The 20,006-nt window shown below is 60.5% G+C and carries 21 protein-coding genes; 18 read left to right on the plus strand and 3 right to left on the minus strand.

Translation table 11 applies throughout. From position 1 onward, the window contains the following. Positions 1-29: 29 nt before the first annotated feature. Complete coding sequence (locus tag PY793_RS05015; RefSeq protein WP_275177000.1) at positions 30-1,121, plus strand: glycosyltransferase; 1,092 nt, start codon at positions 30-32, stop codon at positions 1,119-1,121. Here PY793_RS05015 and PY793_RS05020 read toward each other — a convergent pair whose 3' ends face one another. Together PY793_RS05020 and PY793_RS05025 are read right to left on the minus strand one after the other, a co-directional pair. Next, positions 1,122-2,552, minus strand: coding sequence for a glutamate--cysteine ligase (locus tag PY793_RS05020; RefSeq protein ID WP_275177001.1), 1,431 nt, complete (start codon positions 2,550-2,552; stop codon positions 1,122-1,124). A 59-nt stretch (positions 2,553-2,611) separates the two neighbouring features. Continuing rightward, the gene (locus PY793_RS05025; protein WP_275177002.1) at positions 2,612-3,376 is read right to left on the minus strand and encodes a 16S rRNA (uracil(1498)-N(3))-methyltransferase; all 765 of its coding nucleotides are present in this window, start codon (positions 3,374-3,376) and stop codon (positions 2,612-2,614) included. A 178-nt stretch (positions 3,377-3,554) separates the two neighbouring features. Between PY793_RS05025 and ubiA the strand changes: the two genes are divergently transcribed. The 15 genes from ubiA to leuB all read left to right on the plus strand — a co-directional run bounded on the left by ubiA (position 3,555) and on the right by leuB (position 18,229). Next, positions 3,555-4,472 carry a 4-hydroxybenzoate octaprenyltransferase gene (ubiA, locus tag PY793_RS05030; protein ID WP_275177003.1) on the plus strand — a complete coding sequence of 306 codons (918 nt, stop codon included), beginning with the start codon at positions 3,555-3,557 and terminating at the stop codon, positions 4,470-4,472. Positions 4,473-4,544: 72 nt separating this feature from the next. Further along, entirely contained in the window at positions 4,545-5,210 is a 666-nt protein-coding gene (locus PY793_RS05035) for a LolA family protein (RefSeq protein WP_275177004.1), read from the plus strand. Positions 5,211-5,354: 144 nt separating this feature from the next. Further along, positions 5,355-6,704, plus strand: coding sequence for a replication-associated recombination protein A (locus PY793_RS05040; protein ID WP_275177005.1), 1,350 nt, complete (start codon positions 5,355-5,357; stop codon positions 6,702-6,704). A gap of 10 nt (positions 6,705-6,714) precedes the next feature. After that, a complete protein-coding gene (locus PY793_RS05045; RefSeq protein WP_275177006.1) occupies positions 6,715-7,698 on the plus strand; it encodes an RluA family pseudouridine synthase in 984 nt (327 codons plus the stop codon). A gap of 29 nt (positions 7,699-7,727) precedes the next feature. Continuing rightward, a complete protein-coding gene (locus PY793_RS05050; RefSeq protein WP_275177007.1) occupies positions 7,728-9,887 on the plus strand; it encodes an AsmA family protein in 2,160 nt (719 codons plus the stop codon). A 17-nt stretch (positions 9,888-9,904) separates the two neighbouring features. Continuing rightward, positions 9,905-10,636: an ATP12 family chaperone protein gene (locus PY793_RS05055; RefSeq protein ID WP_275177115.1), complete on the plus strand. Its 732-nt coding sequence runs from the start codon at positions 9,905-9,907 to the stop codon at positions 10,634-10,636. 123 nt (positions 10,637-10,759) lie between these two features. Then, positions 10,760-11,278, plus strand: a complete 519-nt coding sequence (locus tag PY793_RS05060) for a Spy/CpxP family protein refolding chaperone (protein WP_275177008.1) — start codon at positions 10,760-10,762, stop codon at positions 11,276-11,278. A gap of 116 nt (positions 11,279-11,394) precedes the next feature. Further along, complete coding sequence (gene ffh / locus PY793_RS05065) at positions 11,395-12,795, plus strand: signal recognition particle protein (protein ID WP_275177009.1); 1,401 nt, start codon at positions 11,395-11,397, stop codon at positions 12,793-12,795. Positions 12,796-12,853: 58 nt separating this feature from the next. After that, entirely contained in the window at positions 12,854-13,204 is a 351-nt protein-coding gene (rpsP, locus tag PY793_RS05070) for a 30S ribosomal protein S16 (protein ID WP_275177010.1), read from the plus strand. Between the two features lie 17 nt (positions 13,205-13,221). Next, complete coding sequence (gene rimM / locus PY793_RS05075) at positions 13,222-13,761, plus strand: ribosome maturation factor RimM (protein WP_275177011.1); 540 nt, start codon at positions 13,222-13,224, stop codon at positions 13,759-13,761. Beyond that, positions 13,758-14,507, plus strand: a complete 750-nt coding sequence (trmD, locus tag PY793_RS05080; RefSeq protein WP_275177012.1) for a tRNA (guanosine(37)-N1)-methyltransferase TrmD — start codon at positions 13,758-13,760, stop codon at positions 14,505-14,507. The genes rimM and trmD overlap by 4 nt, the downstream gene beginning before the upstream one ends. Before the next feature lie 13 nt (positions 14,508-14,520). After that, positions 14,521-14,907, plus strand: coding sequence for a 50S ribosomal protein L19 (gene rplS, locus PY793_RS05085; protein WP_086645479.1), 387 nt, complete (start codon positions 14,521-14,523; stop codon positions 14,905-14,907). A gap of 147 nt (positions 14,908-15,054) precedes the next feature. Continuing rightward, positions 15,055-16,458 carry a 3-isopropylmalate dehydratase large subunit gene (gene leuC / locus PY793_RS05090; RefSeq protein WP_275177013.1) on the plus strand — a complete coding sequence of 468 codons (1,404 nt, stop codon included), beginning with the start codon at positions 15,055-15,057 and terminating at the stop codon, positions 16,456-16,458. Continuing rightward, positions 16,458-17,081: a 3-isopropylmalate dehydratase small subunit gene (leuD, locus tag PY793_RS05095; protein WP_275177014.1), complete on the plus strand. Its 624-nt coding sequence runs from the start codon at positions 16,458-16,460 to the stop codon at positions 17,079-17,081. The genes leuC and leuD overlap by 1 nt, the downstream gene beginning before the upstream one ends. 23 nt (positions 17,082-17,104) lie before the next feature. Continuing rightward, entirely contained in the window at positions 17,105-18,229 is a 1,125-nt protein-coding gene (gene leuB, locus PY793_RS05100; RefSeq protein ID WP_275177015.1) for a 3-isopropylmalate dehydrogenase, read from the plus strand. 160 nt (positions 18,230-18,389) lie between these two features. On the opposite strand, the gene rpsU is transcribed toward leuB, so the two are convergent. Beyond that, positions 18,390-18,593: a 30S ribosomal protein S21 gene (gene rpsU / locus PY793_RS05105; protein ID WP_003623949.1), complete on the minus strand. Its 204-nt coding sequence runs from the start codon at positions 18,591-18,593 to the stop codon at positions 18,390-18,392. A gap of 216 nt (positions 18,594-18,809) precedes the next feature. Between rpsU and def the strand changes: the two genes are divergently transcribed. Both def and PY793_RS05115 read left to right on the plus strand, forming a co-directional pair. Beyond that, positions 18,810-19,340: a peptide deformylase gene (gene def / locus PY793_RS05110; protein WP_275177016.1), complete on the plus strand. Its 531-nt coding sequence runs from the start codon at positions 18,810-18,812 to the stop codon at positions 19,338-19,340. Further along, positions 19,337-20,002 (plus strand): rpsU-divergently transcribed protein, encoded by a 666-nt coding sequence (locus PY793_RS05115; RefSeq protein ID WP_275177017.1) that lies wholly within the window; start codon positions 19,337-19,339, stop codon positions 20,000-20,002. Before def ends, PY793_RS05115 begins: the two co-directional genes overlap by 4 nt. The last annotated feature ends 4 nt before the right edge of the window (positions 20,003-20,006 follow it).

Raw genomic sequence — 20,006 nt, forward strand, 5'->3', positions numbered from 1 at the left:
TGTGCGGGCACAGCTCGGGAGAGGGCTCTATGAAAACCTGCCTTGTGTACAGGGACCGGCTTTTGCCAGCTTCCGAACATGCCTTCATGCGCAGGCAGTATATGGCTTTCAGCCATCTGCGACCGCACTGGGTCGGCTGCCACCGTGATCACCCTCCGGCGGATATGGACACCTCTGTGCGTATTATTGGCGAAGGCCATGCATTGGGGGGGATGCGGCGGCTGGCATTTAAACAACTGGGCTGGGGGGCCGGTCATGCTGTGGCCGATCTGGCCCCCATTGTGGTGCATGCCCAGTTTGGCCGGGGGGGCGCATTGGCCCTGCCTGTTGCCCGGCAGTTGGGCCTGCCTCTGGTGGTGACATTCCACGGAGGCGATGCCTTTAAGAACAGGCATTACGCATGGCGCTTTCCGCCGTCTATTTTTCAGCGCCGGTGGCAAGGTCTGCTGGATTACAGTACCCTGTTCGTGTGCGTGTCTGACGGGGTGCGCAACAGACTGCTTGAGCGTGGTGTACCCGCCCACAAGCTGGAGGTGCTGAATATTGGCACCGAAGATGCAGCACCTGCCAGAGGGCCGTTTGACCGTTTGGTATTTGCCGGACGGTTTGTGGAAAAAAAAGGGCTGCCTGTTCTGCTTGACGCCCTGCGTATTCTGGCTGAACAGGGGATAACCCCGCCTGTGGTGCTGGCAGGTGACGGGCCAATGCGTGCGGCCATGGAGCAGTATGCCGCAGGGCTTGAGCATATCCGTTTTGCGGGCTGGTTAAGTGCCGGTCAGCTCCGCCAGCAGCTTGAACATGCAGTGGCGCTGGTTGTGCCCAGTGTGCGTGCCGCGGGGGGGGACCGGGAGGGTCTGCCCAGTGTGGCGGCGGAAGCCATGATGTGTGGTGTGCCCGTTGTAGCCTCCAGCGAGGCCGGGCTGGAGGCAGCCCTGCTTGGCGAGGGGGGGCTGGTTGTGCCTGCGGGGGATGCACCGGCACTGGCGCAGGCACTGGCCCATGTTCTGGAAGCGGGCGTGCGTCCGGGCATGGGGCAGGCTGCCCGCGCGGTGGCGCAGGAGCATCTTAGAGCATCGGTCCAGTCTGCCCGGCTGGAACAATGCCTTCTGTCCGTCCTGTAATCAGATTTCGCTTTCAAGAAAAATGCGTGAGGCATCGCCCATCCACGGGCCGTAATAGCGTTCCAGCCAGTGTTCGGCCTGTGTGGGCGCGCCTGCGGCAAGGGCCGTGAGCGGGGCCAGATACACCCATTCGCTCGTCTGGCTCTGTTCGTCCACCATGTCCCGGTTTTGCAGGCCATCCATGGAGATGGAGAGCATATGGGCAGCAAGATCACGCACCGTGCCTTCGCCCCATGGCGTGTCCAGCCCCATCATGGGGACCAGTTCGCGCAGCTTTACGTAGTCTTCCCACGGGCGGGCGCGCACCAGTTCCCATGCCGCTTCGAGTGCTGAATCATCATACAGCAGGCCGGTCCACAGGGCGGGCAGGGCCATCATCATTTCGGGCGTGCCAGCATCGGCCCCGCGCATTTCCAGAAACTGCTTGAGCCGCACATCGGGGAAGGCGGTTGTCAGGTGGTCTTCAAAATCGCCCAGCGTGGGGGTAAAGCCTTCCAGCCCATCCTGCCGCTCGCCGTTCATCCATGCGCGGAAGGAGCGGCCAGCCACATTGTGCATCCGGCCCTCACGCATGATGAAGTACATGGGTACGTCCAGCGCCCATTCCACATAGCGTTCAAAGCCAAAGTCTTTTTCAAACACGCATGCGGGCATGCCTGAGCGGGCATTGTCCGTATCGGTCCATGCGCGTGCGCGGTTGGAGAGGAAGTTGTTGGGCTTGCCCTCCACAAAAGGAGAGTTGGCGAACAGCGCCGTGGCCACAGGTTGCAACGCCATGGAAACCTGCATCTTGCGCACCATGTCCTGCTCGGAGCCAAAATCCAGATTGACCTGTACGGTGCAGGTGCGCTGCATCATGTCCAGTCCCATGGTGCCGACCCTGGGCATGTAGTCGCGCATGATGCCGTAGCGGGTTTTGGGCATCCATGGCTGTTCGGCGCGGGTGGCGGTGGGGTGGAAGCCCAGAGGCGCAAAGCCAAGCCCCAGCTTGCGCGCCAGCGGGCGCACGGCATCAAAGTGGTTGCTCAGTTCCTCCGCCGTGTCATGCAGGGTGCGCAAGGGGGCGCCGGAGAGTTCAAACTGCCCGGCCGGTTCGAGCGATATGGCTGCTCCCGCAGCTTCTCCCTGACCTTTGAGCCCGATAATGTGTCCATCATCCAGCACGGAGGTCCAGTCATCGGGTTCGGATTTGTGGAGGTTGCGCAGCAGGGTTTCAATACCCTGTGGGGCATAGGGGGGCGTGGCATAGACTGCGCTGCCTGTCTGGGGTGCGTCTGCGCCTTTTGTCGCTTCTGGGCGCACAAAGCCGAATTTTTCATGCTCGGTGCCTATGCGCCACGCATCACGCGGTTTGCAGCCCTGTGCAAGCAGCTCGGCCAACTGCGCAATGGAATGGATGGGCGTTGTGTCGGAAGCACCGGGGTTGGACATGAGGTTTTCTGTATCCCAAAAACAGCCTTGCGGTCGCGGGCAAGACAGGAGCAATTGCCTTATTGTGATGAAACCGGGGCAGAGCGCAAGCCATTGCCCAGCAACGCAAGCCCCGCCACGACCGCCGTATCGGCCCGCAGCACCAGCGAACCAAGGGAAACCGGGACAACAAAGGGGCGCTTGAGCAGGGTCTGGCACTCGTTATCGCTTAACCCGCCTTCCGGCCCGATCAGGAGTCCGTCTCCCTCCTGCACCTGTCGTGTGGGGAGATGGAGGGTGTTCTCGCGCTTGTCCAGCCGTTCTATTGCGGCAAACAGGCTTGTCTGGTGCGGCCAGTTCCCCAGTAATGCGGGCAGGGTCTGCACCTGTGCTATGGTCGGTATATCCAGCCTTTCGCATTGTTCGGCCGCTTCTACGGCAATGGCATGCAGCCGCTCGGGATTGATGCGATGGGTGTTGGTGCGTTCGGTGACAAGTGGCAGAAATTCGCTCACCCCCAGTTCGGTGCCCATGCGCAGGACCAGATCGGTGGCATCGCGCTTGAGCAGGGCAAAAGCCAGCGGCAGGGGCGGGCAGGGTTGTGGGGCGCGTAGCGGGCGCTCAAGGACCAAACCGCCCCGATCCTTGCGGATTTCGGCAATGCTGGCCAGCCATTCACCCATGCCAGCATGGAATACACGCACCTGTTCCCCCACTTTTTTGCGCAGGACAGTGCCCAGATAGCGGGCCTGCTCGGGGGTGAGCAGGCAGGGAGCGCCCTTCTGCGCCGTAGGCACAAGGGTGGGGTCCACATACAGGCGGGGGAGGCGGGAGAGGCCATTCATGCCGGTCATTTATCCTGCATCTGCTCGGGTGAGGGAGGAACAGGCCTGGTTTACGCACGAAAGACCCTGTTTTGCAAAGGAGGTGGTGAAGGGGAGGTTATGGGGCGCACCAGTTTGTGGCATAGGAAGGGGTGCCCAATGGTACCCGTTGTTTTTGATCAGAGGCCTTATCAGAATCGTGTCTGCTTCCCCCAGCCATACCGACATCCGTGTTACGGGATGGATTGCCCGCCTTCCTCCTTCCTTACAGGCCTATGCCCTGCTGGCCCGGCTGGACCGGCCGGTGGGGACATGGCTTTTGTGGCTGCCCGGTGTGTGGGGCATTCTGCTCCCTCAGGGCGTGGCGCCCATGGAGCGGGTCAGGCTGATTGTGCTGTTTGGCATTGGCAGTCTGGTCATGCGGTCAGCAGGCTGTGTTGTAAATGATATGTGGGATCGTGATATTGACCGGCAGGTTGCGCGCACGGCGGGGCGGCCACTGGCGTCTGGCGCGCTGGGCATGCGGCAGGCCACGGGCTTTCTGGCATTGCTGCTGATCATGGGGCTGGGGGTGCTGGTGCAGCTTAACTCCCTCTCCTGGGGGCTGGGAGTATCTTCGCTTGTGCTGGTAGGTCTTTACCCTCTGGCCAAGCGGTTTACCTGGTGGCCCCAGCTTGTCATGGGGTTTACGTTTGGTTTTGGTGCACCCATGGGGTACGCGGCGGCTGCGGGGGATCTGGCATGGGCGCAGGTCGCCCTTTATGCCGCCACGATTGTCTGGCAGCTTGGGTTCGATACGATTTACGGCTTTCAGGACATGGAGGATGATGCCCGGATAGGCGTTAAATCCACCTCGCGCCTTATGGCGGGGCGGGCACGGCTTTTTATTGGTGTGTGCTATGGGTTGACCCTTGTGCTGCTGGCATGTGCTGGCGTGCTCGCGGGTGTGGGGGGGCTGTTCTGGCCCGCGCTGTTGCTGCCCTGTGTGTTGTTCTGGCGGCAGGCTGTAGCGGTTGACCCGGCTGAACCGGCTTTGTGTCTTGCCCAGTTTTACGCCAATCGCAAAATCGGGCTGACCATTGCGCTGGCGTTAGCACTCGGGTTGCTGGTGGTTTGAGAGTATCTGCGTTTTTTGCTTGCGGTAATGGCTGGCTGTAAGAGCTGGCAGTCTAAAGTGAGATGCCTGTTCATGATAAGAGTTTTTCGTGCTGTTGCGCCATTATGTGCCGGTCTGCTTCTGCTGGCGGGGGCTGCCCATGCGCAGGATGCCGAAGGTAGCGCCGAAGCTGCTACGACCAGCGCCGTGGCACCCGCGCGGTTGAGCGCTGCGGACAAGGCATGGGTTGCCAGAATCGAGCAGGAGCTGAACCATTCTCTCACCTTCAAGGCCCGCATCCAGCAGGTGGATGCGGAAGGCAAGCGCACAACCGGCACGGTGTGGATGAAGCGCCCTGGGCAGATGCGTCTGGCCTATGACCCGCCCTCTCCTTTGCTGCTGGTGGCTAATCAGGGCAAGGTGGTGTTCCGCGACAGCCAGTTGGACCAGACGACGGTCATTCCCATGGACCGGACCCCGCTGGGGCTTCTGCTGGCCCCGCATGTCAGCCTGTCCGATGGGGTAATAATAACGGCCTTCCGCCACGAAGCCGGGCTGGTTGCGGTCAAACTGGTGCGCACGGCATCGCCTGGGGATGGTAGCCTGACACTGGTGTTTTATGAAACTCCGCTGGCTCTGCGCTCATGGAGCGTGCTGGATGCACAGGGCCGCGAGACCCGCGTTACCCTGTTTGATGTGCATCCGGGGGCGGATATTCCGGCCAGCATGTTCGACCTGCCTGCTCAGCCTGAAGAATAGCGTCTTTCCAAACGGAATCGGCCCAGTGCGGCCGGTTTGCGCAGCTACTGGAAAAACGGGCCGCGCGTGGCGATATTATATGGCGGACAGGATGGATTTTGAGACTGAAGGTATGAGCGCCATGACCACACGGCACAGAGCAGCATGACGGGGGAAGACCTGTTTGGCGGGGCCTCTCCCACGCAGGGTGTCGATGCCGCTCCGGTGCGCACGGGTGGCAGGCCAGCCCCAACCCAGCCGTTGGCGGACCGCCTGCGCCCGGCCTGTCTGGCCGATGTGGTGGGGCAGGGGCACCTGCTGGGGCCGGAGGGTACGCTTACACTCATGCTCGAACGCGGCACGCTGCCCAGCCTGATTTTGTGGGGCGGTCCGGGTGTGGGCAAAACCACCATAGCCCGCCTGCTGGCACAGGCCGCCGGGTTGCGGTTCATGCAGATTTCGGCCGTGTTTTCCGGGGTGGCGGACCTGAAAAAAGCGTTCGATGCCGCACGCAGGCTGGCGGCGGGGGGCGTGGGCACACTTTTGTTTGTGGATGAGATCCACCGCTTCAACCGTGCGCAGCAGGACGGGTTTTTGCCCGTGGTGGAGGACGGAACCGTGGTTCTGGTGGGTGCCACAACAGAGAACCCTTCCTTTGCCCTGAACTCGGCGCTGCTCTCGCGCTGTCAGGTTATGGTGCTCAACCGGCTGGATGACCCGGCACTCGAAGCCCTGCTGGTCCGCGCGGAGGAAGAGACAGGTTCCCCCCTGCCCCTTACGGAGGATGGGCGAGCCACCCTGCGCGCCATGGCCGATGGGGATGGGCGCTATCTGCTGAACATGGTTGAGCAGGTCCTGAGCCTGAAAAATACAAAACCGCTGGATGCGCAGGCTCTGGCCCGGTTGCTGGCGAAAAGGGCCATTCTGTATGACCGGGACCGGGAGGAGCACTACAACCTTATTTCCGCCCTGCACAAATCACTCCGTGGCTCGGACCCCGATGCTGCACTGTACTGGTTTGCGCGGATGCTTGAAGGGGGGGAAGACCCGCGTTATCTGGCCCGCCGCCTGACCCGCTTTGCCACCGAGGATGTGGGCATGGCCGACCCCAACGCCCTGCCACTGGCCGTGGCCGCGTGGGAGACATATGAACGGCTTGGCTCCCCCGAGGGCGAACTGGCTCTGGCCCAGCTTGTGGTGCATCTGGCGACCGCCCCCAAATCCAACGCGGCCTACAAGGCGTATGGGGCCGCACGCCGCGCGGCCAAGGCCACGGGCAGCCTTATCCCGCCGGCGCATATCCTGAACGCGCCCACGCGGCTGATGCAGGATATTGGCTACGGTAAGGGGTACGAATACGATCACGATGCGGAGGAAGGTTTTTCGGGGCAGAATTATTTCCCCGATGGTATGCGCCGCCAGACCTTTTATAATCCAACGGATAGAGGCTACGAACGGGAGGTCAAACACAGGCTGGAAGCATGGTCCCGCTTGCGGGAACGGCGCCAGTCGTGAATATCAGCGCATGAGTGTTGTCAATCTTACCGTGAGCGAGGACGAGGCCGGTATCCGCCTCGACCGTTATTTCCGTCGTCATTACCCGCATCTGACCCAGGGCGCGCTGCAAAAACTGTGCCGTACTGGCCAGATTCGCGTTGAGGGTAAACGGGTGGATGCCTCCACCCGGCTGGAGCCGGGGCAGAGCGTGCGCGTGCCGCCCATTCCCATGGCTGCCCGGCCCGCGCGTGATGTGCCGCGTCCGCTGGACGACAAGCTGGTGCGCGAAGTCCAGCGTATGGTCGTTTATCAGGACAGGCACCTGATCGTGCTGAACAAACCCTCCGGCCTTGCCGTGCAGGGTGGTCCGGGCATTACCCGCCATGTGGACATGATGCTCGATGGCCTGCGTGAAAACCCCGATGATCCCCGCCCAAGGCTGGTCCACCGGATTGACCGTGATACATCGGGCCTGCTTCTGCTGGCCAGAACCCCCGGTGTGGCTGCCAAGCTTGCGGCCTCCTTCCGTGGGCGGGATGTTAAAAAAACATACTGGGCTGTTGTGGTCGGTCGGCCGGACCCGCTCTCGGGCGAGATCGATCAGCCGCTTGCGCGTCTGGGTGCCGGGCCGGGTGCCATTACCGTTGCCGCCGACCGCAAGGACGAGGATGCCCAGTCCGCCCGCACCGTGTACGAAGTGCTGGATTCGGCAGCCCGCAAGTTTTCGTGGCTCGGGCTTTCCCCCCTTACGGGGCGTACACACCAGTTGCGCGTACATTGCGAATCTCTGGGCACCCCTATTCTGGGAGACCCCAAATATGGCGGGGCTACGGCGCATCCGTCCGGCTTTACGGACCAGTTGCACCTGCATGCGCGCGAGCTGGACATGCCGCACCCTGCGGGGGGTCGCCTTGTTGTGAGCGCTGAGCTCCCGCCGCATATGCGCGAGACCTTCCGCGCTCTTGGCTTTACACCCGGAACAACGCCGCCCCCTGCGCGCAAGGGTGGCTGAGCGGCAACCGACCTCGCGCGGGAGAAAACATGACAATGCGGTTTAAGTGGAAAATTGGCCTGCTTGCGGGTGTTGTGGCTGTGGCCGCGGGTGGCGGAACAATTTTTTCCGCAACGCAGGATGCCACATGGCTGAAAACCCGCCTGAGTGACGCGGTGGAACAAAGCACGGGGCGGCACCTGAGTATTGGCGCACTGCATGTGTGGGTGCTGCCTTTTCCGTGGGTGGAAGCGCAGGATGTGCGCCTTTCCGGCGTGGAGGATGGTGGCCCGGACGTTCTGGTGGTCAAGCAGGTGCGGGCGCGGTTATCCATCATGCCGCTGTTTTCCCACCGCATTACGTTTCGGGAGGTGAGCGTAATCGCCCCCAAAATCACCGTGCGCCGCCTGAGTGATGGCCGGGCAGACTGGTTGCTTACGCCCCCCCCCGCTGCCACGGAGCAGGGGGGTCTCCCTGCCTCTGCCGTGCGTATGCACTGGAACGTAAGCGCATCCGACCTGAATATTGTGCAGGCGGATGTGGTGTGGGATGATGCGCTTACCCAGTATTCGGGCACGTTCGGGCTGCGCAAGGCCATGTTGCGCGGGCTGGATGGCACTGCCCCCGATCTGGACATACAGGGCCAGAAAGGAGCCGCCAGCTTCAGCCTGACCGGGCAGACTGGTCCGTTCTGGCCGCTTGGCGCGCAATTGCCCCTGCAACTCCGCCTGAGCCTGAACAATGGTGGTCATTCCATAGGTCTTGCGCATGTGGATGGCGTGATCAACGCACCACAGGCCGAGCGCGTGTATAACCTGCATATAGGCGGCTCGGTCGGGCAATTGCAGGACCTGAACGCCTTTTTCCCCCATGCGAACCTGCCCGATGGGCAAAATCTTTCGGTTGATCTGAGCGTGGCGGGGAGTGGGGATGCTCCGCAGGTCCAGAGCCTGCATGTGCGCACGGGGCGTGTGGACCTGGGGCGCTGGCTGCCGCAGGCTACTCTTGTCCGTGCTGTTGTGGACGGACCAACCCCCGCAGCCCCGCTCAGTCTGCATGTGGAGGGGCAGCTGGGCAATCAGCCTGTTGGTCTTAACGGGTCTGTGGGCGCTCTGGCGCAGCTTGTGCAAATGCAGGATCAGACTCCGGTGCCGGTTGATCTGGCGCTTACGCAGGGGCAGTCATCCATGCAGGTCAAAGGTGCGCTCAGTGCTGCCCGTTCCGCGCTGGATGTGCAGGGTACGCTGGGCCATCTGGCGTTTGGCGCGCAATGGCCAGATGTCACCGGGCTTACGGTGAGCGGGCATGTTGAAAGCGATAAAACGGCGTTTTTGTACAAAAATCATACGGTTGCCGGTGTCATGCATAACCTTGTGCTGGCGGCGGACATGCAGGTGCAGGCCGTAAGCTGGCAGGGTGTTACGTGGTCGCAGGTGCAGACGCATGTGGCGCTTGCCAAGGCCCGTCTGGCGCTGGACCCCATCCATGCCGTGGGTAATGGTCAGCAGCAGGTCGCCCGGTTTGTGTATGACCTGTCCGGCCCGCAGGCGCAGGTTGAGGCTTCCGCCCGTTCGGTGTTCCTGCCTCTGGCGGTTGTGCAGGCATGGATGCAGGTTGCCCCGGATATGCAGGGCACGGTCCAGCTTGTGGGTGCACTCTCTGCCCAAGGGGATGCGGCGGTTGCGCGCCGGAGTTCCCTTGCCGGGCACCTTGGTGCGTCCGTGGTGGACGGGAGCGTGGGGGGAGCGCTCGTGCGCCGGTTGCTGGGGCCGCAGGTGCCGGTCAAGGGGCAGATGCCCGTCCGCTGCTTTGGCGTGCACGCGCAGTTCGCCAATGGTGTGGCCCGTATTGATCAGGTAGGGCTGGGAAGCCCTTTTTTGAATCTGCGCGGGCAGGGAACGGTTACTCTGGAGACGCATGAGCTTAACATGCAACTGGTTCCGCGGGTTCTTCTTGGCGGGGCTTCGGCTTCGTCCTTCCTGCATGTTACGGGGCCGTGGAACGGTCCGCAGGTGAGCATGGCCCCCGCACAGGATGGACGGGTTGGCATTACCATTGGTGGTGGGGGGGATGAAGCACCTTCCTGCGCTGCGCTCCTTGCTGCTGCGCGTGAGGGGGCCGATGGCCCAAGCCCGACTATGGTGACAAAAAAAGCCAGCAGGGAGGAAAAGATCATGAACATGCTGCATGGTCTGGGGCTGTTCCGGTGAGCGCGAACGGAACGGGTATGCCCGGGCGTATTCCGGCAGGTCGCAAACGGTTCTGGAAGCAGGTCCAGCTTGTCCCGCATGAAGGGGGATTAGCCGTCAGTCTGGATGGGCGCAGCGTACGTCTGCCGGGTAAAACGGTTTTGTGTGTCTCCTCGCGCGCACTGGCCGAAGCGTTGGTGGCTGAATGGCAGGCTGCCGGGCAAACCGCGGAGGGTTATTTTACCCCCGATGACCTGCCGTTAACCGGTATGGCGGGCTCCATGCTCGAACGTATCCCGCAGGCGCGGGACGGTGTGGTGCAAAGCCTGCTGGCTTATGCCAATAGCGATCTGATCTGCTACCGCGATGGCGCTGGCGGCAAGCTGGCGCAACAGCAGGCGGCCCTGTGGGACCCGTGGCTGGCATGGCTGGACAAAACCTACGGTGCTACGTTTCAGACCACGATGGGGGTCATGCCCATCTATCAGTCCGATCAGGCTCTGCGGGTTCTCGGCACGGTTATGAGCACCATGACAGACGCGCAGCTTGCCGTGCTGGGGGTGGCTGTTCCGGCGCTGGGGAGTCTGGTGCTGGGGCTGGCCCTGCTTGGTGGCGCGCGGGTGGAGGAGCTGGTCGCCTGCGCTACGGTGGATGAACGCCAGCAGATGGCAGTCTGGGGGCAGGATACGGAGGTCACAGACCGCATTGCCCGTCTGCAGATGGAACTGGAAACAGCAGCACGGTTTGAAGCGTTAATGCATCAGGCCTGAGCGCTGGTCTCCCATGCTTCGCAGGCGCGGTGGCGGGGGGTGTTTGCGTATGGGGCGTTTTGGTGTTTTTCTGGTCACTGTCAATACAGTGGCATCCGTTTTTGCAGGGGAGTATTTCAGGTCATGAAGATCAGCAACGGTATCTTGGCTACGGCAATGATCGCGGGGCTTTCTCTCTCTGGTCTGTCGGCGCATGCGGCGGGGCCGGGCGGCTGGGGTGGCGGCATGGGCGTTGGCTCCACCTTTGGTGGTCCGGGCGGTAATGTGCTTGACGGGCTGGACCTTACCCGCAAACAGCGCAACCAGATTACAACCATCCTCAAGGAAGCGCATGATCAGGATCAGGCGCAGGATACGCAGGAGGCATTTGAAAACCTGCATGAGCAGATACAGGACCTGCTGAGCGTACCCGGTCCGCTTGATCAGAACCAGATTGCCCAGGTGCAGCAGAAAATGGCTGCCCTGCGCGCAGAGCGGGAGGCACGGCACCTCCAGACCGCCAGCCGGATTCATGACGTGCTGACCCCCGGACAGCTTACCCAGATGCGCGAGCGGCAGCGGAAGATTCATGACCTGCTCAGCCAGTTGAATGCATTGCAGCATCCTGCCCAGCAGATTTCTTCCGACAGCCAGAAGAAGTAAAAACCAGAAGTTCCTTGACTCAGGGCCCGCTCGTACCGTAAGCCCTGCATTAAATCAGGACCGCCACTCCGCGAGTGTTCGCGCAGTGGCGCGTCTCGTTATGGGGTGTGTTGCACTTGTTCGAAGCTCTTTCAGGCAAGCTTTCCGGGGTTTTTGATGGTCTCGCCAAACGTGGCGCGCTGTCTGAAGCCGATGTGATGGAGGCCATGCGCGAAGTCCGTCTGGCCATGCTGGATGCGGACGTTGCGCTGCCCGTTGTTAAGGACTTTGTTAACAAGGTTAAGGAACGCGCAGTCGGTCAGGAGGTGCTGGCAAGCATTTCTCCCGGTCAGGCTGTCGCCAAAATCGTTAACGATGCGCTGATTGATGCCCTCGGCGGCGCAGGTGTTGCCCCCCTTAACCTGAATGCCACCCCACCCGTGCCGGTGCTTATGGTCGGGCTTCAGGGTTCGGGTAAAACCACGACATCGGGCAAGCTGGCCCTGCGTCTTGCTACGCGTGAGCGTAAAAAGGTGCTGCTGGCCTCGCTTGATACGCAGCGCCCGGCCGCCCAGTTGCAGTTGGCCCAGCTTGCCCAGCAGGCAGGCGTAACTTCCCTGCCCATTATTGCGGGGCAGACGCCAGTTGAGATTGCCTACCGTGCGCTCGATGTGGGGCGTAAGGAAGGGTATGACGTCGTTATCCTCGATACGGCGGGTCGTCTGTCCATTGACGAAGCGCTGATGGAGGAAGTCCGCCAGATCAGGGACGTAACACACCCGGCTGAAACGCTGCTGGTAGTGGACGCCATGACCGGGCAGGACGCGGTGAACACCGCCAAGGCGTTTAACGAGGCCGTGGGTGTGACCGGTGTTGTCATGACCCGTATGGATGGTGACGCACGCGGTGGCGCTGCCCTGTCCATGAAGGCCATTACCGGTGCGCCCATCAAGCTGACAGGCTCGGGCGAGAAGCTGGATGCGCTCGACGAGTTCCATCCCGAGCGTGTGGCCGGTCGTATTCTGGGTCTGGGTGATATTGCCGGTCTTGTGGAAAAAGCAGCGGATACGCTGGACCACGAGGAAGGTGAGCGTCTGGCCCAGCGCATGATGGCTGGCAAGTTTGATCTGGATGATTACGCATCCCAGATCCGCCAGATCAACAAGCTCGGTTCCATTTCCGGTATTCTGGGAATGTTGCCGGGTATGGGTAAGGTCAAGGAAGCGCTGGGGGACAAGGACCTTGATACGTCCGTCCTTAAAAAGCACCTTGCCATTATTGGTTCCATGACCCGGGGCGAACGTCGTGCGCCGGGGATTATCAAGGCCTCGCGCAAAAAACGTATTGCCGCAGGGTCTGGAACAACAGTTCAGGACGTCAACAAGCTGCTCAAGCAGTTTGACATGATGTCCACCATGATGAAGCGTTTTAGCAAACTGGGCATGAAAGGTCTCATGCGCCAGGGAATGTCTGCGCTCATGCCTAAGGGAATGGGTGGAGGCCCGCCGGGTGGTCCTGGCGGTTCTCCCTTCCGCTGATGCGGCCTGTTTCTGCCTAAGTTTTCCGGGTTTTGTTTTTCGGTCTGGAGTATTCCGAATGAGTGTTAAAATTCGTCTTGCCCGCGCTGGTGCCAAGAAGCGTCCTTACTACCACATTGTTGTGGCAGATAGCCGCAGCCCGCGTGATGGTCGCTTTATTGAAAAAGTGGGTGCTTACAACCCGATGCTGCCTGCCGACCACGCCGAACGCGTGCGTCTGGTCAACGAACGCATCACGCACTGGCTTTCTCAGGGTGCGCAGCCGACCGATCGTGTTGCTCGCTTCCTTGGTAATGCCGGCCTGATCGCCAAGCCGAGCTTTAACGAGCAGCCCAAGCAGTCTGCTCCGAAGAAGAAGGCGCAGGAACGCGCAGCCGCTGCCGCCAAAGCAGCAGAAGCCGCAGCCTGAGCTAAGCCGAGCCAGCCATGCAGCCTGACCTGATCCTGATTGGTGTTGTGGGTAAACCGCATGGAGTACGCGGCCTTGTGCGCGTGCATTCCTATGCGGCGGATGCTGCAACGCTGGAGGATTACGCAGTTCTGCAAGATGCGCAGGGGCGTAAGTGGTCCTTGCGCTGGTGCGGTGCGGAGGGCGTTGCCGAGCTTAAAGACGCAGATGGCAAGCCACTGGTGGACCGGACCGCAGCGCAGGCGTTGGTGAATACCCGCCTGTATGTGCCGCGTTCCTGCCTGCCAGAACCAGAGGAAGAAGAATTCTACCACGCTGATCTGATCGGCATGGAAGCGTTTGAAAAAGGTCTTTCTCTGGGGCGTGTCCTCATGGTGCACGATTACGGTGCCGGTGCCAGCCTTGAACTGGGCGATGGCTCGCTTGTTCCCTTTACCCGGGCCTGTGTGCCTGAGGTCAGGCTGGATGAGCGTACCATAACCATTGTTCGTCCCGAGGAAATCTCGGGGGAAGAAGGGCGTGGCGTTGGCAGGCGGCAGGCGGGGGTGCCAGCATGAGCTGGCAGGCCACCGTTGTAACACTCTTCCCGGATATGTTTCCGGGGCCTTTGGGGCAGTCCCTTGCGGGGCGTGCGCTGGAGAACGGAGTGTGGTCCTGCTGTACTCAGGACCTGCGTGAGCATGGTCTTGGTCGCCATCGTGCTGTTGATGATACGCCGTTTGGTGGTGGCGCAGGCATGGTTATCCGCCCGGACGTGGCCGATGCGGCACTTGCCGCAACGCAGGCCGACGCCACTATCCCGTGTGTGTACCTTACGCCACGGGGGCGTCCGCTGACACAGGCGGATGTAAGGCGTTACGCGGCGGGGCCAGGCGTCATGCTGCTGTGTGGCCGGTTTGAAGGGGTGGACGAGCGCTTTTTGCAGGCAAGGGGTGTCGAGCAGGTTTCCATCGGGGATTATGTTCTCTCGGGTGGGGAAACTGCGGCTCTGGTTCTGTTGGATGCGTGTGTTCGTCTGCTTCCTGGTGTTATGGGGAGTGAACAGAGCGGTGTGGAGGAAAGTTTTTCCGATGGGCTGCTCGAATACCCCCATTATACCCGTCCAGCCGTATGGGATGGGCATGAGGTGCCCGAGGTTCTGCTTTCGGGTAACCATGCCGCCATAGCACAGTGGCGGCAGGCTAAGGCTGAAGAGACAACGCGGGAAAGAAGGCCGGATCTGTGGTCTGCCTGGCTGGCTCGCAAGAATGAAAACAGGACTGCAGCTGTGGGCGGGGCCGCACAGGCAGACCTAGGGGTTTGAGAAGGATACCGACATGAACATTATCCAGCAGTACGAAGCTGCCGAAATTGAACGTCTGACCGCTGCTCGCGCAGTGCCCGTATTTGATGCCGGTGATACCGTGCGTGTTTCCGTACAGGTCAAGGAAGGCGAGCGCGTCCGTCTTCAGGCGTTTGAAGGCGTTGTGATCGCCCGTTCCAACAAGGGCCTGAACAGCAACTTTACCGTGCGCAAGATCTCCAACGGTGAAGGCGTGGAACGTGTGTTCCCGCTGTACGCTCCGACTGTGGCCGAAATCAAGGTCGTGCGTCGTGGTAAGGTACGTCGCGCAAAGCTGTATTACCTGCGTGGTCGTAGCGGCAAGTCTGCACGTATTGCAGAACGCCCGCGTGAAGTTGTTGCTCCGGCAGCCGCAGGCTAAAAGCCACAAGGCTTTTGGGCACGACGCCGGATACGGCTTGTGTGAACCCGACTGGCCTGTGGTCAGTCGGGTCTTTGTGATAAAACAGGGTGTGTGCAGCGCTCATACAAAGCTGTACGCACGGATGTAAAGATAAGGAGGATGCGCATGGCTGCGCGTACGTTGTTCGACAAGATCTGGGATGATCATGTCGTGGAAACTCTTCCGGACGGTACCTCCATTCTTTATATCGACCGCCACCTCGTCCATGAGGTGACCAGCCCGCAGGCGTTCGAAGGCCTGCGTCTGGCCGGGCGCAAGCTGCGCCATCCGGAAAGGACCGTGGCCGTTGTGGACCATAACGTGCCCACATCCGACCGGAGCCTGCCGATCGAGGAAGCGGACAGCCGCAACCAGATTGAAACGCTCGAGCGCAACGTCAAGGAATTTGGCGTTCCCTATTTTCCGCTACTGTCGGCCAATCAGGGCATTGTGCATGTGGTCGGGCCGGAACAGGGGATATCCCTGCCGGGCATGACCATTGTGTGCGGTGATTCGCATACCTCCACGCATGGCGCGCTTGGCTCGCTCGCATTTGGCATTGGTACGTCCGAGGTCGAGCATGTCATGGCTACGCAGACCATTCTGCAACGCCCTGCCAAAAACATGCGTGTGAACGTGGAAGGCACACCGGGTGCCGGTGTTTCAGCCAAAGATATCATGCTGGCCATTATCGGGCATATCGGCACAGCCGGTGGCACGGGGCATGTGATCGAATTCGCCGGGTCTGCCATTCGTGGGCTGGACATGGCGGGCCGCATGACCATCTGCAACATGGCGATCGAAGCCGGTGCCCGTGCGGGGCTTGTTGCCCCGGATGAAACCACGTTCGAGTATGTGCGCAACCGCCCGTTTGCCCCTAAGGGTGAGGGGTTTGAACAGGCTGTTGCCTACTGGAAAACCCTCGCATCGGACGAAGGTGCGCATTTTGACCACGAAGTAACCCTGAGGGCCGAGGACATTGGCCCGACCCTGACATGGGGTACAAGCCCCGAAACGGTTCTGGCTATTACTGATACCGTGCCTGACCCGGAGCAGGAAACGGACGCGGCCGTAAAAGCCCAGTTGCAGCGCATGCTGGATTATATGGGGCTTGAAGCCGGGCAGAAAATTGCCGGAACACCGGTGGACGTGGTCTTTATTGGTTCATGCACCAACAGCCGGATTGAGGATCTGCGCATGGCGGCTCAGGTTGCTGCTGGGCGCAAGGTGGCTCCGGGCGTGCGCGCCATGATCGTACCCGGTTCGGGCAACGTCAAGCGGCAGGCTGAAGAAGAAGGTCTGGACCGTATTTTCCTCGATGCAGGCTTTGAATGGCGTGAGGCCGGGTGTTCCATGTGTCTTGGCATGAACCCCGACCGCCTGACCCCCGGCCAGCGTTGCGCATCCACCTCCAACCGTAATTTTGAAGGGCGGCAGGGGCCGGGTGGACGCACACACCTGCTTTCCCCCGCCATGGCTGCGGCTGCGGCGGTAACCGGCTGCCTGACCGATGTGAGGGAACTGGCATAATGGAAAAGTTCGTCACGCTGTCCGCTATTGCTGCGGCCCTGCCGCAGGCCAATATTGATACGGACAAGATTATTCCAGCCCGGTTTTTGAAAACCACGCAGCGTACCGGTCTTGGCAAGCACGCCTTTGATGCCATGCGGTACTTGCCCGATGGCGCGGAAAACCCGGATTTCGTACTCAACCAGTTGCCCTGGCGCAAAGCTGAAATTCTGATCACGTATGACAATCTGGGGTGTGGTTCCTCGCGCGAGCATGCGCCGTGGGCGCTACTGGATTTTGGTATCCGCTGCGTTATTGCGCCGTCGTTTGCTGATATTTTCTTCAACAACTGCTTCAAGAACGGCATCCTGCCCATCCACCTCCCGCGTGAGGTGTGTGACAAACTGATGGGTGACGCCCAGATGGGCAGCAACGCCCGTCTGACGGTGGACCTGCCGCGTCAGGTTGTTATTCGTCCCAATGGGGAAGAAGTCCCGTTCGAGATTGATGCCTTTCGCAAGCATCTCCTGCTCGAAGGGCTGGATGATATCGGCCAGACCCTCAAGCACGAAGCCACGATTACAAGATACGAAAAACGGCAGGATCAGGATAAATCCTGGCTGCCCACCATTCAATTTGACTGAACAGATTCCTACGGAGCACCGCCATGACAGACCCCAAGCAGCCTGTTAAACTTCTTGTCCTGCCCGGAGATGGGATTGGCCCCGAAGTTGTGCGCGAAGTCGGCCGGATTATTGCATGGCTGGAAAAAAAGCGCGGCCTGACATTTGAACTGACCGAAGACCTTGTGGGTGGTGCCTCTCTGGCGGAATACGGCGTGCCGATCCGTGATGAGGTGATCGAGAAGGCCTGGGCCGCCGATGCTGTTCTTTTCGGCTCGGTGGGGGACCCCAAATGGGGGCATGTCAGTTTTGACAAGCGGCCAGAGGTCGCCATTCTCAAGCTGCGGCAGGAACTGGGGCTGTTTGCCAACCTGCGCCCTGCCAAGGTGTTTGACGCGCTGGTGGATAGTAGTACGCTCAAGCCCGATGTTGTGCGTGGTCTGGATATCATGATCGTGCGCGAAACAGTGGGCGGCATTTACTTTGGTGACCCGCGCGGGATTGAAACCCTGCCCGACGGTTCCAAGCGTGGCATCAACACCGAGGTTTATACCACATCGGAAATCCAGCGCGTGGCCCGCGTTGCGTTTGATCTGGCGCGCAAGCGTGATAACCGCGTGTGCTCGGTGGAAAAATGCAATGTGATGGAAAGCGGTCTGTTGTGGAAAGAAGTCGTGACCGATGTGCATGCCCGCGAGTTCCCCGATGTGGTGCTGTCGCACATGTTGGCCGATAACTGCGCCATGCAGCTGGTGCGCAACCCGCGTCAGTTTGATGTGCTGGTAACGGGCAACCTGTTTGGCGATATTCTGTCCGATCTGGCCTCCATGCTTACGGGTAGCCTTGGCATGCTGCCATCTGCCACATTGGGGGCAGAACAGGCTGATGGTCGTCGCCCGGCACTGTATGAACCCATTCATGGCAGCGCACCCGACATCGCAGGGCAGGGCATTGCCAACCCGATCGCCCAGATTCTCTCGTTTGCCATGCTGTTGCGGTATTCCCTGAACCTCCAGACCGAAGCGGATATGATCGAGCAGGCGGTTTCCAATGTTCTGGGCAGCGGTTTGCGTACGGCGGATATTATGGCTGAAGGCATGGCTCGTGTTGGCACGTCTGTTATGGGTGAAGCCATTGTGCGCGAACTGGACAAGCTCCAGAACAGCTAAAGCTGGAGCACATTCCAATAAAAAAGCCGCCCACAGTATTGTGAGGCGGCTTTTTTATTGGCGGGCTTAAGTGCGTTCCGGCTTGTATTAAGGCAAACAAAAAGGCCGGAGCCCGTGGGACAACCGACCTTTAATGCCTGCAAAACAGGAGGAGGCTGACTTAGAAGCCTTCGCGTTCCAGACGCTTCCGTTCCATTTTGCGTGCGCGGCGTACGGCTTCTGCCGCTTCACGCGCTTTGCGCTCGGACGGCTTTTCAAAGTGCCGACGCAGTTTCATTTCACGGAAGATGCCTTCGCGCTGCATTTTTTTCTTGAGCGCTTTAAGAGCCTGATCGACATTGTTGTCACGGACTAGAACGTGCACTTGGTCACTAACCCCTGTTCAAAAAAAATCCGGCAAACCGGTTTTTGGGAAGCCATTATGGAAGGAGATCCGCGTTACCCTTCCGGGCTGCCGATTCCACTGTTGGCGGTCTCTATAACACGGCCTTAAGACAAGATACAATTCGTTCTTGCGCATCAGACCCGCACTTCCGTGTGTTTTATTGTGGATGCGCAAAAAAACAGGACAACAAAAAGCATGTCGGTTCTTGCTATTGCCCGTATGGGCCACCCGGTTCTGCTGCAACGCGCGGTTGAGGTGGAAGATATAAGTGCGCCCCGGATCAGGGAACTGCTCCAAAACATGCGAGAAACCCTGGCAGAAAGTGGCGGTGTGGGCCTGGCGGCCCCTCAGGTGCATGTACCGCTCAGGCTGTTTTTGTATTCGGTGCCCCCAGCACGCAGTGAGGGGGAGGACGATCCGCCACGCCCGGTGCAGGCTCTGATCAACCCGGTGCTCGAACCTGATGGAGCGGATATGATGTCACGCCTTGAAGGGTGCCTGTCTGTTCCCGGATTCAGGGGGGAGGTGCCGCGTTATCGCCGTGTGCGCTATAGGGGCTGGGATGAAAACGGTGTGCGGGTGGAGGGCGTGGCTTCGGGTTTTTGCGCCAATGTCATGCAGCATGAAATGGATCATCTGGACGGAATCCTCTATCCCATGCGTATGACAGATATGGCCCGCTTTGGTTTTGAGGCGGAAATAACACGGTATGGGGTGCAGGCATGAGCATGATGCCGGGAAAAATGGAGCAGGCTCTGTCTTTGGCGGTGGCGGCGCTGGCAACGGGCATTATGCCTGCTCCGATGGAGCGGGATATGGGCCGGGATGCCGCATTGCGCAAACTGGCCTCCGTTGCCGGGGAGCGCGGGTGGAGCATGGCCACGCTCAGATCCGTGGCAGGGCCGGATGCCGATCTGCTTTTTTCCTCCGGGGTGGTGGAAATGGTGGAAGCCTGGTCAGACCTGTGTGACCGCGCGATGGTGGAAGCCATGCAGGACACGCAGGAGCCCCGGCTGAGCCAGCGGGTGCGTCAGGCTATTCTGCTACGCCTGCCGCCAGATAGGCAGCGTCGTACGGCAGCTTTGCGGGGGATGCGGGTTTTTTTATCCTGTGTAGGGCAAAAGGCTTTCCGGCGGGCATGGCTGCGCACGGTTAACGCCATATGGCAGGCCGCGCAGGATGATGCGACGGGTCTGACCTATGTGAGCAAACGGCTGACTTTGGGCAGTCTGTATGCCTCGGTTTTTCTGTACTGGCTGAGTAGGGGGGAGGACGAATCCGCATTTGAGGCGTTTGTAGACAGGCGTCTGGCCGATGTGCTGCGCATAGGTCGCCTGAAGGCCCGCTTTGGCGTGCAGGCATCCACCCCGGCACCCGCCGCAGGGTAAATAC

It is taken from the genome of Acetobacter fabarum, assembly GCF_029069195.1.
Classification (GTDB): domain Bacteria; phylum Pseudomonadota; class Alphaproteobacteria; order Acetobacterales; family Acetobacteraceae; genus Acetobacter; species Acetobacter fabarum_A.

Excerpts from the sequence above, each read along its gene's own strand:
- PY793_RS05015 (WP_275177000.1), top strand. The coding sequence starts at position 30 with ATGAAAACCTGCCTTGTGTACAGGGACCGGCTTTTGCCAGCTTCCGAA.
- PY793_RS05020 (WP_275177001.1), bottom strand. The coding sequence starts at position 2,552 with ATGTCCAACCCCGGTGCTTCCGACACAACGCCCATCCATTCCATTGCG.
- PY793_RS05025 (WP_275177002.1), bottom strand. The coding sequence starts at position 3,376 with ATGAATGGCCTCTCCCGCCTCCCCCGCCTGTATGTGGACCCCACCCTT.
- PY793_RS05035 (WP_275177004.1), top strand. The coding sequence starts at position 4,545 with ATGATAAGAGTTTTTCGTGCTGTTGCGCCATTATGTGCCGGTCTGCTT.
- PY793_RS05040 (WP_275177005.1), top strand. The coding sequence starts at position 5,355 with ATGACGGGGGAAGACCTGTTTGGCGGGGCCTCTCCCACGCAGGGTGTC.
- PY793_RS05045 (WP_275177006.1), top strand. The coding sequence starts at position 6,715 with ATGAGTGTTGTCAATCTTACCGTGAGCGAGGACGAGGCCGGTATCCGC.
- PY793_RS05050 (WP_275177007.1), top strand. The coding sequence starts at position 7,728 with ATGACAATGCGGTTTAAGTGGAAAATTGGCCTGCTTGCGGGTGTTGTG.
- PY793_RS05055 (WP_275177115.1), top strand. The coding sequence starts at position 9,905 with ATGCCCGGGCGTATTCCGGCAGGTCGCAAACGGTTCTGGAAGCAGGTC.
- PY793_RS05060 (WP_275177008.1), top strand. The coding sequence starts at position 10,760 with ATGAAGATCAGCAACGGTATCTTGGCTACGGCAATGATCGCGGGGCTT.
- rpsP (WP_275177010.1), top strand. The coding sequence starts at position 12,854 with ATGAGTGTTAAAATTCGTCTTGCCCGCGCTGGTGCCAAGAAGCGTCCT.
- rimM (WP_275177011.1), top strand. The coding sequence starts at position 13,222 with ATGCAGCCTGACCTGATCCTGATTGGTGTTGTGGGTAAACCGCATGGA.
- trmD (WP_275177012.1), top strand. The coding sequence starts at position 13,758 with ATGAGCTGGCAGGCCACCGTTGTAACACTCTTCCCGGATATGTTTCCG.
- rplS (WP_086645479.1), top strand. The coding sequence starts at position 14,521 with ATGAACATTATCCAGCAGTACGAAGCTGCCGAAATTGAACGTCTGACC.
- leuC (WP_275177013.1), top strand. The coding sequence starts at position 15,055 with ATGGCTGCGCGTACGTTGTTCGACAAGATCTGGGATGATCATGTCGTG.
- leuD (WP_275177014.1), top strand. The coding sequence starts at position 16,458 with ATGGAAAAGTTCGTCACGCTGTCCGCTATTGCTGCGGCCCTGCCGCAG.
- leuB (WP_275177015.1), top strand. The coding sequence starts at position 17,105 with ATGACAGACCCCAAGCAGCCTGTTAAACTTCTTGTCCTGCCCGGAGAT.
- def (WP_275177016.1), top strand. The coding sequence starts at position 18,810 with ATGTCGGTTCTTGCTATTGCCCGTATGGGCCACCCGGTTCTGCTGCAA.
- PY793_RS05115 (WP_275177017.1), top strand. The coding sequence starts at position 19,337 with ATGAGCATGATGCCGGGAAAAATGGAGCAGGCTCTGTCTTTGGCGGTG.